The organism is Pseudomonas sp. MF08875 (genome assembly GCF_059862525.1).
Map to the genome: position 1 here is coordinate 1 of NZ_JCBCUW010000045.1, position 13,776 is coordinate 13,776.

At 62.1% G+C, this 13,776-nt stretch carries 11 protein-coding genes and 1 pseudogene; 7 read left to right on the forward strand and 5 right to left on the reverse strand.

All coding sequences use genetic code 11. The annotated features are described in order from the left end of the window. Positions 1-655: 655 nt before the first annotated feature. The 6 genes and pseudogenes from AC19YT_RS22125 to AC19YT_RS22150 all read left to right on the forward strand — a co-directional run bounded on the left by AC19YT_RS22125 (position 656) and on the right by AC19YT_RS22150 (position 5,462). Complete coding sequence (locus tag AC19YT_RS22125) at positions 656-976, forward strand: hypothetical protein (RefSeq protein WP_095109044.1); 321 nt, start codon at positions 656-658, stop codon at positions 974-976. Between the two features lie 299 nt (positions 977-1,275). After that, a pseudogene (locus tag AC19YT_RS22130) lies at positions 1,276-1,715 on the forward strand (cytochrome-c peroxidase); the annotation flags it as partial. Positions 1,716-1,856: 141 nt separating this feature from the next. Beyond that, entirely contained in the window at positions 1,857-2,210 is a 354-nt protein-coding gene (locus tag AC19YT_RS22135) for a cytochrome-c peroxidase (RefSeq protein ID WP_500611051.1), read from the forward strand. A gap of 276 nt (positions 2,211-2,486) precedes the next feature. Then, a complete protein-coding gene (locus AC19YT_RS22140) occupies positions 2,487-4,610 on the forward strand; it encodes a putative bifunctional diguanylate cyclase/phosphodiesterase (RefSeq protein ID WP_500611039.1) in 2,124 nt (707 codons plus the stop codon). A gap of 41 nt (positions 4,611-4,651) precedes the next feature. Beyond that, positions 4,652-5,161 carry a M48 metallopeptidase family protein gene (locus AC19YT_RS22145; protein WP_095109041.1) on the forward strand — a complete coding sequence of 170 codons (510 nt, stop codon included), beginning with the start codon at positions 4,652-4,654 and terminating at the stop codon, positions 5,159-5,161. A gap of 4 nt (positions 5,162-5,165) precedes the next feature. Continuing rightward, positions 5,166-5,462 (forward strand): winged helix-turn-helix domain-containing protein, encoded by a 297-nt coding sequence (locus AC19YT_RS22150; RefSeq protein WP_095109040.1) that lies wholly within the window; start codon positions 5,166-5,168, stop codon positions 5,460-5,462. A 13-nt stretch (positions 5,463-5,475) separates the two neighbouring features. Here the strand turns inward: AC19YT_RS22150 and AC19YT_RS22155 are convergent, their stop codons facing one another. Next, positions 5,476-5,937 carry a GNAT family N-acetyltransferase gene (locus tag AC19YT_RS22155; RefSeq protein ID WP_500611040.1) on the reverse strand — a complete coding sequence of 154 codons (462 nt, stop codon included), beginning with the start codon at positions 5,935-5,937 and terminating at the stop codon, positions 5,476-5,478. A 268-nt stretch (positions 5,938-6,205) separates the two neighbouring features. On the opposite strand from AC19YT_RS22155, the gene AC19YT_RS22160 reads away from it, so the two are divergent. Next, positions 6,206-6,949 (forward strand): substrate-binding periplasmic protein, encoded by a 744-nt coding sequence (locus AC19YT_RS22160; protein WP_095109038.1) that lies wholly within the window; start codon positions 6,206-6,208, stop codon positions 6,947-6,949. A gap of 30 nt (positions 6,950-6,979) precedes the next feature. On the opposite strand, the gene yccS is transcribed toward AC19YT_RS22160, so the two are convergent. The 4 genes from yccS to mdtD form a co-directional block, all read right to left on the reverse strand. Next, positions 6,980-9,163 carry a YccS family putative transporter gene (gene yccS / locus AC19YT_RS22165; protein ID WP_095109037.1) on the reverse strand — a complete coding sequence of 728 codons (2,184 nt, stop codon included), beginning with the start codon at positions 9,161-9,163 and terminating at the stop codon, positions 6,980-6,982. A 353-nt stretch (positions 9,164-9,516) separates the two neighbouring features. Continuing rightward, positions 9,517-10,695 carry a BaiN/RdsA family NAD(P)/FAD-dependent oxidoreductase gene (locus AC19YT_RS22170; protein ID WP_500611041.1) on the reverse strand — a complete coding sequence of 393 codons (1,179 nt, stop codon included), beginning with the start codon at positions 10,693-10,695 and terminating at the stop codon, positions 9,517-9,519. A 77-nt stretch (positions 10,696-10,772) separates the two neighbouring features. Then, positions 10,773-12,158 (reverse strand): ATP-dependent RNA helicase DbpA, encoded by a 1,386-nt coding sequence (gene dbpA / locus AC19YT_RS22175; RefSeq protein ID WP_500611042.1) that lies wholly within the window; start codon positions 12,156-12,158, stop codon positions 10,773-10,775. A gap of 143 nt (positions 12,159-12,301) precedes the next feature. After that, the gene (gene mdtD / locus AC19YT_RS22180; protein ID WP_095109034.1) at positions 12,302-13,729 is read right to left on the reverse strand and encodes a multidrug transporter subunit MdtD; all 1,428 of its coding nucleotides are present in this window, start codon (positions 13,727-13,729) and stop codon (positions 12,302-12,304) included. Positions 13,730-13,776 lie beyond the last annotated feature (47 nt).

The window sequence follows — 13,776 nt, forward strand, 5'->3', positions numbered from 1 at the left end:
GGCTGAAACCTTGGGCAAGGCCGAGTTGAAGGGTCGCACGTTCGGGGATACTGAGTTCGTGATAGGACATAGTGGCAGCACCGTACCGGAAAGGTCAGGTGTTGCACTCAGTTTTTGCGGCCGCCCTCTTTATGTTTGCCTCTGTGTTCGGCTTGTTGGATGCGTCCAATCAGTAAAAATACATATCTGGATAGCTGCTGATTTATCTTTGAACCAGATCACAGAGGCTAGGCTGCCCCGCTAAGACTAAATGGAGGGGCTTCTCGGCTTCCTTGCTCCCCATTGAAACTAGCATATGGTTGTGCGCAGTTGACCTGTCATATTTACCGGTTTTTTATAGAGTTTTAGACGGGTTGTTATTCCAGTTTTGACAGTATGGCAGCGCTCAGCCATGTAGGTTATAAGCAAGTTTTGTGGATGAAGAGTAGAGCTCTATAAGCCGGATTGGGTCTTTGGGGGTTGCCGGACTCTTGCGTTGAATTGTCATCGCGGATGGAGTTAAAGGGTATGTTGGTTATGTGCTAACAATATTAAAAATGTTGTTTTTCGGTTTATATTATTTCGTGTTCTTCATATTATGTACTTCCTGCTCAACGTTAGCTTGTGAGCGAGACTTGGGTTGTTCGTTGTACTGTGTATTAGAGGAGTGCTTGAAATGGCAGATATCAAAGGCATGTACGGCCGTATGGGCCAGGAAATGTACTTGGATCTATCGAATCCAATTTTAGGGGAAGTTCATGGTTGGGTGATGACACGCACCAGCCAAGTGGGGTTGCAGTTCAAACCAACGGCAAATCCCATTACGCATGGCTGGGGTATGAAATTTACGACGGTGGAAGGCGATAGAACTTATTCATGGAGCCTCAGTTTAAGTGAGGTGAGGTTGGCAGGGACGCGGAGTTTTACTTACCCTGATGGACTCGTCGAAGTTGAAAATATCGACTTTGTCAGGATTAATAAATTGCCGTGGACTTAAGTGTGGTTTTGCCATGTCATGTTTGACAAAGGGGATGGGTAGGTTTTTTTTAATATATCCATCCCTTTTTTGCATCGACTCGCTTGTTTCATTATCAAGTACCCAGCGTTGCCCCCCCCTCCACACACCCCCAGCGCTTTTGTCGCACGCCAACCCCGCGCCCCATTGACTCAAATCACCCACTCCGGCCCTTGGCTGACCCATGGTTGAAGCAGACCAAAAACAGCAAAGGGAGCAGTACCGTGTTTAGACCGATGATTTTCATGTTGGGCATGGGGTTGGTGGCGAGTGCCTCGGGGATGGTGGCGAGCAACGAGCCCATTGTGCCGGTGCAACCGGTGAAGGTGGCGGATGCGGGCAAGGTGGAGTTGGGCAAGCAATTGTTCTTTGACCCGCGCCTGTCCAAGTCCGGGTTTATTTCCTGCAACTCGTGCCACAACCTGAGCATGGGCGGCAGCGACAACCTGCCGACGTCGATCGGGCATAACTGGCACCAGGGGCCGATCAACTCGCCCACGGTGCTCAACTCGGGGATGAGCATCGCGCAGTTCTGGGACGGGCGCGCCAAGACCCTGGCCGAGCAGGCCGGCGGGCCGATTGCCAACCCGGGGGGATGGGCTTTACCCACAACCTGGCGGTGGACGTGGTGGCGTCTATCCCGCAATACCGCGAAGCGTTCAAGAAGGTCTACGGTAAGAACGCGGTCGATATCGAGCAGGTGACCGACGCCATTGGCGAGTTCGAGAAAACCCTGGTCACCCCCAACGCACCATTCGACCGCTGGTTGAAGGGTGATAGCAAAGCCATCAGCGCCACGGCGCAAACCGGTTATCAACTGTTCAAATCCATCGGTTGCGTGGCCTGCCACAACGGCGAAGCCGTGGGCGGCGGTTCGTTCCAGAAGATGGGCGTGGTCGAACCCTACGCCACCAAGAACCCCGCCGAAGGCGTAGCTGGCCTGACCGGCAAGGACGCCGACCGCATGCGTTTCAAAGTGCCGACGCTGCGTAACGTCGAGCTGACCTACCCCTACTTCCACGACGGCGCGTACTGGAAACTCGAAGAAGCGGTGGACGTGATGGCCCGTCTGCAACTGGGGCGCAAGCTGAGCACCGATGAAGTGGGCCAGATCGTGGCCTTCCTCAAGACCCTGACCGGCGATCAACCGGACTTCAAACTGCCGATCCTGCCGCCCTCTTCGGCGCAGACGCCGCTGCCGGTGCCGTTCAACTAAAGGCCGCAGCCCAGGCAGTAAGCCAGGTAAAGGCCCGGGTGGCGACGCTCGGGCTTTTTTGTACCTGGCCATTGGCGTAGATCGCACATCTGGAAACGACAATTCCTGTCCTACAAGATGGCCATTTCCTACCGTTAGTCGGCTGCCCACGGGTTTGGGCCCTTGAGGGCCGGGGCTTTCCTATTGCTTTCCCATAACCGGGTCTAGAGTGAAAGCTCAGTATTTGCCCGGTTTTCCGTTCGATCGCCGGCAGGACGCTCCGACAAGAGAAGCAGCATGGAATGCGCGCAGCCCAAGCCTGGTGACAGCAGTTCGGTCCTTTTGATAGTCGATGACTATCCCGAGAATTTGGTCAGTATGCGCGCGCTGTTGCAGCGCCAGGACTGGCAGGTAATGACTGCGGCCTCCGGGGTTGAAGCCTTGGGACTGCTGCTCGAGCACGAAGTCGACTTGGTGCTGCTGGATGTGCAGATGCCCGGCATGGACGGCTTTGAAGTTGCCCGCTTGATGCGCGGCAGCCAGCGCACGCGGTTGACTCCGATCATTTTCCTCACCGCCAACGAGCAGTCCCAGGATGCCGTCATCAAGGGCTATGCCAGCGGCGCGGTGGATTACCTGTTCAAACCCTTCGACCCGCAGATCCTCAAGCCCAAGGTGCAGGCGTTGCTGGAACATCAGCGCAACCGCCGTGCCTTGCAGCGCCTGAGCCATGACCTGGAGGTGGCGCGGGCGTTCAACGCCTCGGTGCTGGACAACGCCGCCGAGGGCATCCTGGTAGTGGACGAGGACGGCGTGATCCGCTTCGCCAACCCGGCGATCTGCCGTTTGCTCAACGCCACTGTTGGCGAGTTGCAGGGCACGGAGTTCATCGCCTTCCTGCAAAACCCCCACGTGCCGAATTGGGCGGATTCCCTGCTCTACGAAACCTACCGCCGAGGCGAAACCTGGCGCCTGCACGATGCCTTACTGCGTACCGCGCCAGGGCAGTTGCTGCCGGTGGCGCTGTCGTGTGCGCCGCTGCCGGCCGAGCAGAAGGCCATGGTGGTGACGGTGCTGGACATGTCGGTGGTGCGCCACCTGCACCAGCAACTGGAGTATCAAGCCGTCACCGACCCGCTGACCGGGTTGTTCAACCGCCGCGGTTTTTATCAGGCCGCAGAAAACCAATTGCTGCGCAACGAGCGCACCAGCACCACCTCGGTGCTGCTCTACCTGGACTTGGACGGTTTCAAGCGGGTCAACGATTGCCTGGGCCACGACGCCGGCGACCGGGTGCTGCGCTGGGTGTCGGAGCAGTTGAAAGGCAGCCTGCGCTCATTCGACATTTTGGCGCGCATGGGCGGCGATGAGTTCACCGCGTTGCTGGATCTGGAGTTCCCGGAGCAAGCGGCGAAAATCGCTGAAAAGCTCATCGAACGCCTGTCCATCTGCCAGCAAATCGAAGGCCTGGACATGACCCTGGGGGCGAGCATCGGCATCGCCACCTACCCCGATTGCGGCGCCAACCTCGATGGCCTTTTGCGCGCGGCGGATATCGCCATGTACGAGGCCAAGCGCGCCGGGCGCCAGCAATACCGCTTCTACGATCACGAAATGAACGGCCGCGCCCGCTCGCGCTTGATGCTCGAAGAAAGCGTGCGCACGGCCATCGAAAGCAAGGATTTCAACCTTGTCTACCAGCCCCAGGTGTCCATCACCGATGGCCGTTTGCGTGGTTTTGAGGCGTTGTTGCGCTGGCAGCACCCCAGCGTTGGCGATGTGCCGCCGGGGCTGTTTTTGCCGTTGCTGGAAGAGGCACGCCTCATCAGCCGCCTGGGCAGTTGGATCTACCAGCAAAGTACTGCCCAGCGCCGCGCGTGGAGCACCGTGTTCAACGATGACCTGGTGCTGGCCGTGAGCCTGAGCAGCACACAGTTCGGCATGCCCAACCTGGTCACTGAGCTGCGCCAGGTGTTGGAGCGCCACAGCCTGCGCCCCGGGCAACTGGAGGTGGAGGTGACCGAGGACACCCTGGTGCGCAACCTGGACGAAACGCGCAAGCAACTGCGCCTGTTGCGCAACCTGGGGGTGCGGGTGGCGCTGGATGATTTCGGCTCGGGAGATTGCTCCCTGGCCCATCTGCGCGACCTGGACCTGGACACCCTCAAACTCGATCGGCACTTGGTGGCGCGGCTACTGGAATCGCCCCGCGACGCAGCCATGGCCCGCGGTGTCATTGAGTTGTGCAAGCAGTTCGGCCTGCTGGTGGTGGCCGAAGGGGTGGAAACCCTGGCGCAGTACGAGTGGCTGCACGCCCATGGCTGCGAGTACGTGCAGGGCTACTTGGTGGCGCGGCCGCTGCTCGCCGGGGACGCCAGCCAATTTCCCCTGGCCTTTGACTGGAGCGCAGTACGCGACTGAATTGGGTACACTGGCGACCTTTTACGCCCCGTTGCCGTCCCATGACCGCCCTTAAATACCTCCAGGCCTACCCTTTTGCGTTGCAGGAACAAGTGCGCCAGATGATCGCGCAGGATCGTCTTGGCGATTACCTGCACCAGCGCTACCCCGACAAGCATGCGGTGCAGAGCGACAAAGCGTTGTACAACTTCGCCCTGGCCCTCAAACAGGAGCATCTGCGCAACGCTCCGGCCATCGACAAAGTGCTGTTCGACAATCGCCTGGACCTGACCCACCGCGCGTTGGGCCTGCATACGGCCATTTCCCGGGTGCAGGGCGGCAAGCTCAAGGCCAAGAAAGAGATCCGCATCGCCTCGTTGTTCAAAGACGCGGCGCCGCAGTTTTTGAGCATGATCGTGGTGCATGAGCTGGCGCACTTCAAAGAGTCGGACCATAACAAGGCGTTCTACCAACTCTGCGAGCACATGCTCCCCGGCTACCACCAACTGGAGTTCGACCTGCGGGTGTATTTGACGTACCGGGATCTGCCGCCAAAAACCATTCAGGAATAAGCCGATGGACGTGAGCAAGACCAAAAGCAGCTTTTACCGACGCCTCTACGTGGCGTACCTGATCGACAGCCAACTGGCCAGTAGCGTGCCAGCCCTCACCGAAGCCACCGGCATGCCCCGGCGCACCGCCCAGGACACCATCGCCGCCCTGGCAGACCTGGACATCGTCTGCGAGTTCGAGCAACAGGACGGTGCCCGCAACCACGCCGGGCGCTACCGCATCCGCGACTGGGGCGCCATCGACAAAGGCTGGATCACCCTGCACCTGGGGCGGATCAAGGCTGTGTTGGGCTACCCCTGAGCCCTACCGCTTGCTACAACGACGACACCCTGCGCATGCCGATATGGGGAATGCCGTCTTCGACATACGGCTCGCCTGCTACTTCAAAGCCGTAGTTGGCGTAGTAACCCTGCAAATGGGCCTGGGCCGAGAGGTAGATCGGCACGTCGGGCCAGTATTTTTCGGCCTGTTTGAGGCCCTGTTTCATCAGCTCATGGCCAAGGCCCTTGCCGCGGGTCGATTCGGCGGTCACCACCCGGCCAATCACCACGTCGCCGCCCTGGGACGTGGGGTCGAGCAGGCGCAGGTACGCCACCAACTCATCGCCCTCCCAGCCCATCAGGTGGCAGGTGTCGCCGTCCAGGTCCAGGCCATCGAGGTCTTGGTAGGCACACTTCTGTTCCACGACAAATACCTCGTCGCGCAGTTTGAGGAGGGCGTAGAGCTGTTCCTTGCCCAAGTCGCTGTGGTGTTTGCACACCCATTCAATGGTCATCGCTTCGTCCTGTAGGAAAACTTCCCTGGATACTAAGCGCCCCGTCGCGCCTTGTCTGCCGCTGCGGGGCGTCTGTTTTTGTGAGAGCAATCAAATTGCCATCATTCATTTTGCGCGGGGCTGACTTCTTTGTGTAATCTGCTGTGCAGCTTGCAAATAGCTGCGATGAGCTAAGGTTAAGGCCGCAGATGGGCCCGGCCACCGACGCATCGGTCTTCGGTTTGAGCTAAAAACACGCAGGGCACCCGCCCGCTAAGGACGTTTTAGCATGTCGCGATTGCATCGAGCCTTTGCTTTGATCGGATTGCTCTTGCTAGGGCAGCACGCGCACGGGGAAAAACTGCGCCTGGTGGCGGATGCCTGGCCCCCCTTTACCGACGCCACGCTGCTCAACGGCGGCTTGGCCACCGACATTGTCAGCACCGCCCTGGCGCGGGCGGGGTATGCCAGCGAGTTCGAGCAAGTGCCCTGGGCCCGGGCGTTGCTGGGCATCGGCGAAGGTCGCTATGACGTGCTGGTCAACGCTTGGTTCAACGAGGCACGCACCCATCTGGGGCAGTTCTCCGGCGAGTACCTGCTCAACCGTGTGCGCTTTCTCAAGCGCAAGGACGCGCCCATCGAATACAAGAACCTGCAGCAACTGCACGAGTACCCGGTGGCGGTGGTGCGCGGCTACGCCTATTCCCAGGCATTCGACGAAGACCCGGGGTTGCAGAAGGTGCCGGTGCACAACTTTTCCATGGCGGTGCGCATGCTCGCCGCCGACCGGGTCAAGCTGACCCTGGAAGACGAGTTCGTGGCGCGCTATCACCTTTCTCGCGAATCCCCTCGGGTGCGCAATGCGGTGGAGTTTTTGCCCAAGTCCTTGAGCGAAAACAGCCTGCACATTCTGGTCAGCCTGAAAAACCCCGAGCACCAGCAGATCGTCGCCGGTTTCGACCGCGAGATCGCGGCCATGAAGGCCGATGGCAGTTATCAGCGCCTCTTGCGCCAGCATGGGATGGCGCACTGAACCATCTCCTTGCAGGCGAGCCTGTGGGCGCTAAACCTCGCTCGTATCCTTGATGAGATGCGCCGCCAAGGTGCGCAGCGGCCCCAGTTGCCGGCAGATCAGCGCCAACTGGCTTTGCACCAGGCGCTGGCTTTCGTCGATGTCGTCGCTCATCTGTTCCAGCTCATTGGCCAGGGCTTCTTCGGCGTCACTCTGGATGGCGATCGGTTGTTTGCTGGCCAGGCCCTGGGCGATTTCGTCGATGCTGGCCGCCAGGCGCACGCCCGCGCCTTCGATCAGGTGTTCGCGCACCTCGCCGGGCAGTTGGGTGTCGCGGTGCGCGCCCAGGCCCGAGAGGTAGCTGAGCAGGGTGTGGGACAGCACCAAAAAGCGAAAACCGACGTCCGCTTCCTTACGAAAATGCCCCGGCTCCATCAGCATGTTGGCCAGGGTGGTGGACAGTGCCGCGTCGGCGTTGTGGGCGTTGCGCCGGGCGAGGCGGTAGGCCAGGTCGTCGCTTTTGCCGTTGGCGTACTGCTGCATGATCTGGCGCAGGTAGATGCTGTTGCAGGTCAGGGTGTTGGCCAGCACCTTGTTCAGGCGCCGGCCCTGCCAGTCCGGCAGGAACAGGAACACCGCCAGCCCGGCGATCAGGCTGCCCAACAGGGTGTCGAACAGGCGCGGCAGGAACAGCCCATAACCGTCGCCCACCTGGTTGAAGCAGAACAGCACCATCAGGGTGATCGCGGCCGTGGCCAGGGTGTAGCGCGAGGTGCGGTAGATAAAGAACACCACCCCGGCGGCGATGGCGAAGCACGACTGCACCAGCGGGTTGGGGAACAGGTCGAACAGCGCCCAGGCCACGGTCAGGCCGATGGCGGTGCCGATGATCCGCTGCCCGAGTTTTCGCCGCGTGGCGCCGTAGTTCGGCTGGCAGACGAAGAGCGTGGTGAGGATGATCCAGTAGCCCTGGGACGGGTGGATCAAATGCACCATGCCGTAGCCGATGCTTAGCGCCAGCGGCAGGCGCAGGGCATGGCGGAACAGCAGCGAGGTGGGCGTCAACTGAGTGCGCAGGCGCGTCCACACGTCCTTGAGGTTGCGCGGCGAGCGGTCCAGCAGGCTGCTGTCGGTGGCGTCCGCCAGGCTGTCGGGGTTGCTGGCGTCGCTGAGCAAACGGTCGAGGGTGGCCAGGTTGGCCGCCAGGGCGCGCAGCGAGCGCAGCAGGCCGCGCCAGGCCGGGTTGCTCTGTATGCGCAGGTGTTCCAGGGACGCATCCAGGTCGCCCAGGGCCTGGGCGAAACTGGCGTCGTAGACGAACGGCTGGCGCAACTGGATCGACTCGGCCAGGGCCTGGCAGGCCTTGCCCTGCTGGCGCAACAGGCGCTGGCAGCGGAACAGCACGTCACTGTGGAAGAACGCCTCGGCCAGGGCGTTGTACGGGTAATGGGAAGAGCTGGCGCGTTCGTGGATGTCCTGGGCCAGGAAGTACAGCTTGAGGTAGCGGCTGACCTTCGACCCCGGCCGGCCATTGCCTACACGGTGCAGGATGATTTCCTTGGCGGCATTGAGCGCCGCCACCACTTTGCCGTTTTGCTGCGCCAGCTCCAGGCGCCGCGCCTCCACGTCCATCTGCCGGATCGGCTCGAACAGCGACGACTTGAGCTTGAGGTAGTAACCCAGTTCGCGAAACAAGCGCGCCAGGCTCTGCTGCACCGGTTGGTTGGAAAACAGCGCCTGCCACAGCACCGACAGCAACCCGTACCACGCCGCGCCCGCCACCAGCAGCACCGGCTCGTGCCAGAAATCGGTGACCGCGCCGCCGCGCTGATCGACGCCGATCATGGTGTACACCGACAAAATCAGCGTGGCCGAGGCAATCGCCCCATAGCGCTCGCCCAGGGCGCCGAGCATGGTCAGGGCGAAACTGGCCAGCGCCAGGGCGATCACGAAAACCCACGGGTAGGGGAACAACCACTCGACGGCGAATGCGGCGATGCTAAAGCACACCAGGGTCACGGCCAGGGCATTGAGGCGGCCCTGCCAACTGTCGTCGGTTTCGGCCAGGGCGCTGGCGATAATCCCCAAAAACAGCGGGATCAGCAGGCCCATTTCATCCTGATACCAGCACAGCGCCATGCTGCCGGTCAGGGCAATGAACACCCGGACGCTGTAGCTGAACTTATCCAGGGCCCAGAGGCGCCGCAGGGAGTGACGGAACGAGGTCGATGACATGAAGGGCAAAAGGCCTTGGCGGGCGGTGGGCTAAATTGGGCCAGTATGGACGCTGGCGCAATACTGGCAATCACATCCAACAAGCAAAATGTGTTCCTGGGGTGGTTTTCTAGGGGAGGGTGTGTGGGAGCAACTGTCTTACCCCTACTCTTCGGCCATCGCGAGCAGGCTCGCGCCCATAGAAAAAAATGAAAACCCCACCCACACCACCGTTCAACTGTGGGAGCGGGCCCTGCCCGCGATGAGGCCATTACAGCCAACACCTGTCTACCCAGCAGTCATGCCGTTATCGCGGGCGAGCGCAGCGCCCCCCGGCTCGCGCCCACAGGGTTGGTGCTGCGCTTGCACCGGTGTCAGGCGTACTGCGCCGCCGCATACCCCGAGGCCCACGCCCACTGGAAGTTGAAACCGCCCAGGTGGCCGGTGACGTCCAGCACTTCGCCGATAAAGTACAGGCCAGGGCTTTTCAGCGATTCCATGGTCTTGGACGACACTTCGCGGGTGTCCACACCGCCCAGGGTCACTTCCGCCGTGCGGTAGCCCTCGGTGCCGGCCGGCACCAGGCGCCAGTTCGCCAGTTTCTCGGCGATGGCCGCCAGTTCGCCGTGGGTGTACTGCTTCATCGGTTTGGAGACGAACCAGTGGTCGGCCAGCAGGTTGGCCATTTTCTTGGTGAAGAGCTCCCCCAGCAGGGTCTTGAGTTCGCTGTTGGGGCGTTCGGCCTGTTGCTCGTTGAGCCACTGCGCCGCGTCGTGGTCGGGCAGCAGGTTGATTTGCACGCTGTCGCCCGGTTGCCAGAACGAGGAAATCTGCAAGATCGCCGGGCCGCTGAGGCCGCGGTGGGTGAACAGGATATTTTCGCGAAAGCTCTGCTCGTTGCAGCTGACCAGGCAATCGACTGAAGTGCCCGACAGCTCGGCGCACAGGTCTTTGAGCTGGTCGGTGATGGTGAACGGCACCAGGCCGGCGCGGGTCGGCAGCAGTTCGTGGCCGAACTGGCGCGCCACTTGGTAGCCGAAACCGGTGGCGCCCAGGGTGGGGATCGACAGCCCGCCCGTGGCGATCACCAGGGATTGGCAGCGCACCTCGCCCAGGGTGGTGGCGAGTTGATAGCCGCCGTCGAGTTTTGCGATCTGCTCGATGCTCGTGTCCAGGTGCAGCTTGACGCCCGCCTGTTCGCATTCGTCCAGGAGCATGGCGAGGATGTCGCTGGCCTTGTTGTCGCAGAACAGTTGGCCGAGTTTTTTCTCGTGGTACGGCACGCCGTGCTTGGCCACCAGGGCGATGAAATCCCATTGGGTGTAGCGCGCCAGGGCGGATTTGCAGAAGTGCGCGTTGTGGGACAGGAAATTGCCCGGCTCGGTGTACATATTGGTGAAATTGCAACGCCCGCCGCCGGACATGAGGATCTTCTTGCCGGCCTTGTTGGCGTGGTCCAGCAACAGCACCTCGCGCCCGCGCCCGGCGGCGGTCAGCGCGCACATCAGGCCTGCGGCGCCAGCGCCGATGATGACGACTTGGGTAGAGCGCAAAGCGGTGTCCTCTTGGTGTCTGCCTACAAACCTGACTGTGGCAGCGGGCGTGCTCCCACAGGGAAGGGGTTTTGCTATTACAAGATGCGCACGCGCAACGAGCGGCCCTTGATCTTGCCGTCGTTGAGGCGTTGCAGGGCCTGTTTGGCGATGCCGCGTTCCACGGCGACGAAGGCCTGGAAGTCGAAGATCGCGATTTTGCCGACCTGGGCGCCGGGGATGCCCGCGTCGCCGGTCAGGGCGCCGAGGATGTCGCCGGGGCGGACTTTGTCCTTGCGCCCGGCGCCAATGCACAGGGTGCTCATCTGCGGCAGCAGCGGTGCGCCGCCCTGGGACGGCAGGTTGTCCAGTTGGTCCCAGCTCAGGGGGGCTTTTTGCAACTGCTCGATGGCCTGGGCGCGGTGCGCTTCGGACGGTGCCACCAGGCTGATGGCGATGCCTTTTTCGCCGGCGCGGCCGGTACGGCCAACGCGGTGGATGTGGATTTCCGAGTCGCGGGCCAGCTCAACGTTGATGACCATGTCCAGGGCATCGATGTCCAGGCCGCGGGCCGCGACGTCGGTGGCCACCAGCACCGAGGTGCTGCGGTTGGCGAACATCGCCAGGACCTGATCGCGGTCACGCTGCTCCAGGTCGCCGTGCAGGCCGACGGCGCTGATGCCCTTGGCGCTCAGGTGGTCGACGGTTTCCTGCACTTGCTGCTTGGTGAAGCAGAACGCCACGGTGGACACCGGGCGGAAATGCGCCAGCACCCGCACCACCGCGTCCATGCGCTCCTCGGGGGAGATTTCGTAGAAGCGCTGCTCGATCTGGCTGTCGTCGTGGAACGCTTCGGCCTTCACTTGCTGCGGGTCGCGCATGAACTTGGAGGCCAACTGCTTGATGCCCACCGGGTAAGTGGCGGAGAACAGCAGGGTCTGCCGGCGCTCCGGGCATTGGGCGATGATTTCTTCGATGGAGTCGTAGAAACCCATGTCGAGCATGCGGTCGGCTTCATCGAGGATCAGCTTATTGAGGCCGTGGAGCACCAGCGAACCCTTGCGCAGGTGCTGCTGGATGCGCCCCGGCGTGCCGACAATGATGTGCGCGCCATGCTCCAGCGAGGCGATCTGCGGGCCGAACGACACGCCGCCGCACAGGGTCAGGACCTTGATGTTGTCTTCGGCGCGGGCCAAACGGCGAATTTCCTTGGCCACCTGGTCGGCCAACTCGCGGGTCGGGCAGATCACCAGGGCCTGGCAGCCGAAAAAGCGCGGGTTGATCGGGTTTAGCAGGCCGATGCCAAAAGCAGCGGTTTTGCCGCTGCCGGTCTTGGCCTGGGCAATCAGGTCCATCCCTTTGAGGATCACCGGCAAGCTCTGCGCCTGGATCGGCGTCATCTGGGCATAACCGAGGGAGTCGAGGTTAGCCAGCATGGCGGCGGACAGCGGCAAAGTATTAAAAGCGGTGGCGATGGTGGTCACGGGACGGGCCTGCAAAACAAAATGTCGCGCAGTGTAACAGCCCCCCCGCGAACTTCTCGCATATTCCTGACGAGGGGAGAGGGGGCAGCCGCAAGCACTGAGCGACAAGCTCGCAGCTTAAAGCTCACCCCTTGCCGCTGCCGCTAATGCTCTATGTGCTCCTGAGCCGGCCGGGCGCGTTTTCCGTCCGTGGGCGAGAGTTGCAGGAAGATCGCCGCCGCGAGCATGGCCATCACGCCGACGGTGAGGAAGGTCAACTGGAACGCGCCGAGCACGGTGCTGACTTCACCGCTGCCGCTTTGCCCGGTAAAGCCGCCCAGCAGCGCCCCGGCGCAAGCCACGCCCAGGCTCAGGGCCAATTGCGCCACTACCGACAACAGGCTGTTGCCGCTGCTGGCGCTGGCGTCGTCGAGGTCGATCAGGGTCACGGTGTTCATCGCGGTGAATTGCAGCGAGTTGATCGCCCCCAGCACCGCCAGTTGCAGGAGCAACAGCCAATAAGGCGTCTGCTCGCTGACCAGGCCCATGCTCGCCAGCATCAGGCCCAGGGCCAGGGTGTTGCCGGTGAGCACCACGCGGTAACCCAGGCGCTCGATCAACGGCCGTGCCACGGACTTGGCCAGCATCGCGGCGGCGGCCAGGGGCAGCATGCTCATCCCCGCCTGGGACGGCGAGTAGCCCAGGGCTATTTGCAGCAACAGCGGCACCAAAAACGGCAGTGCGCCGCTGCCCAGGCGTGCGAACAGGTTGCCCAGGATGCCCACGGCGAAGGTGCGGGTTTTGAACAGCGCCGGGGCGAACAGCGGCGTGTCCACGTGCCCGGCCCGCAGCCAGTACGCCGCCAGGCACGCCAGGCCGGCGAACAGCAACAGCATCACCCGCAGGTGCGGCAGGTGCAGTTCCCCCAGGCCTTCCATGGCGATGGTGATAAGCACCATGGCAGCGCCAAACAGCAAAAAGCCGAAGCCGTCGAAGCGGGTGCGTTCGCTGCCACGCAGGTCCGGGATAAAGCGCCACACCGCGTAGCAGCCGATCAGCCCCACGGGCAGGTTGATAAGGAAAATCCAGTGCCAGGACAGGTACTGCACCATCCAGCCGCCCGTGGTGGGGCCGAGCAACGGCCCGAGCAAGCCGGGGATGGTGATGAAGCCCATGATGCGCACCAACTCTGAGCGCGGGTAGGCGCGCAGCACCACCAGCCTGCCGACCGGCAACATCAGCGCCCCGCCCAGGCCCTGCACCACCCGCGCGCCGATCAGCATGCCGAGGCTATTGGACAGCGCGCACAGCAACGAGCCGAGGCTGAACAGCAAGATGGCGCCGAAGAAAATCTTTTTGGTGCCAAAGCGGTCGGCGATCCAGCCCGAGGCCGGGATCAACAGGGCCACGGTGAGCATGTAGGCGATGATGACGCCCTGCATGCGCAGCGGGTCTTCGGCCAAGTCCCGGGCCATGGCCGGCAGCGCGGTGTTGAGGATGGTGCCGTCCAGGGACTGCATGAAAAACGCAATGGCCACCACCCACGGGATCCAGCGGGCGGTGGTGGCATCAAGGGCTGGGCGGTTGGGCATGGGGCCTCGCTGTTATCGGGAGTGTGATGCGCCGCCAATCTCCTGTG

What these genes read in the sequence shown, in the direction of transcription:
- mdtD (WP_095109034.1), bottom strand. Translation starts at nt 13,729, where the DNA reads ATGCCCAACCGCCCAGCCCTTGATGCCACCACCGCCCGCTGGATCCCG.
- AC19YT_RS22160 (WP_095109038.1), top strand. Translation starts at nt 6,206, where the DNA reads ATGTCGCGATTGCATCGAGCCTTTGCTTTGATCGGATTGCTCTTGCTA.
- AC19YT_RS22145 (WP_095109041.1), top strand. Translation starts at nt 4,652, where the DNA reads ATGACCGCCCTTAAATACCTCCAGGCCTACCCTTTTGCGTTGCAGGAA.
- AC19YT_RS22125 (WP_095109044.1), top strand. Translation starts at nt 656, where the DNA reads ATGGCAGATATCAAAGGCATGTACGGCCGTATGGGCCAGGAAATGTAC.
- AC19YT_RS22150 (WP_095109040.1), top strand. Translation starts at nt 5,166, where the DNA reads ATGGACGTGAGCAAGACCAAAAGCAGCTTTTACCGACGCCTCTACGTG.
- yccS (WP_095109037.1), bottom strand. Translation starts at nt 9,163, where the DNA reads ATGTCATCGACCTCGTTCCGTCACTCCCTGCGGCGCCTCTGGGCCCTG.
- AC19YT_RS22140 (WP_500611039.1), top strand. Translation starts at nt 2,487, where the DNA reads ATGGAATGCGCGCAGCCCAAGCCTGGTGACAGCAGTTCGGTCCTTTTG.
- AC19YT_RS22155 (WP_500611040.1), bottom strand. Translation starts at nt 5,937, where the DNA reads ATGACCATTGAATGGGTGTGCAAACACCACAGCGACTTGGGCAAGGAA.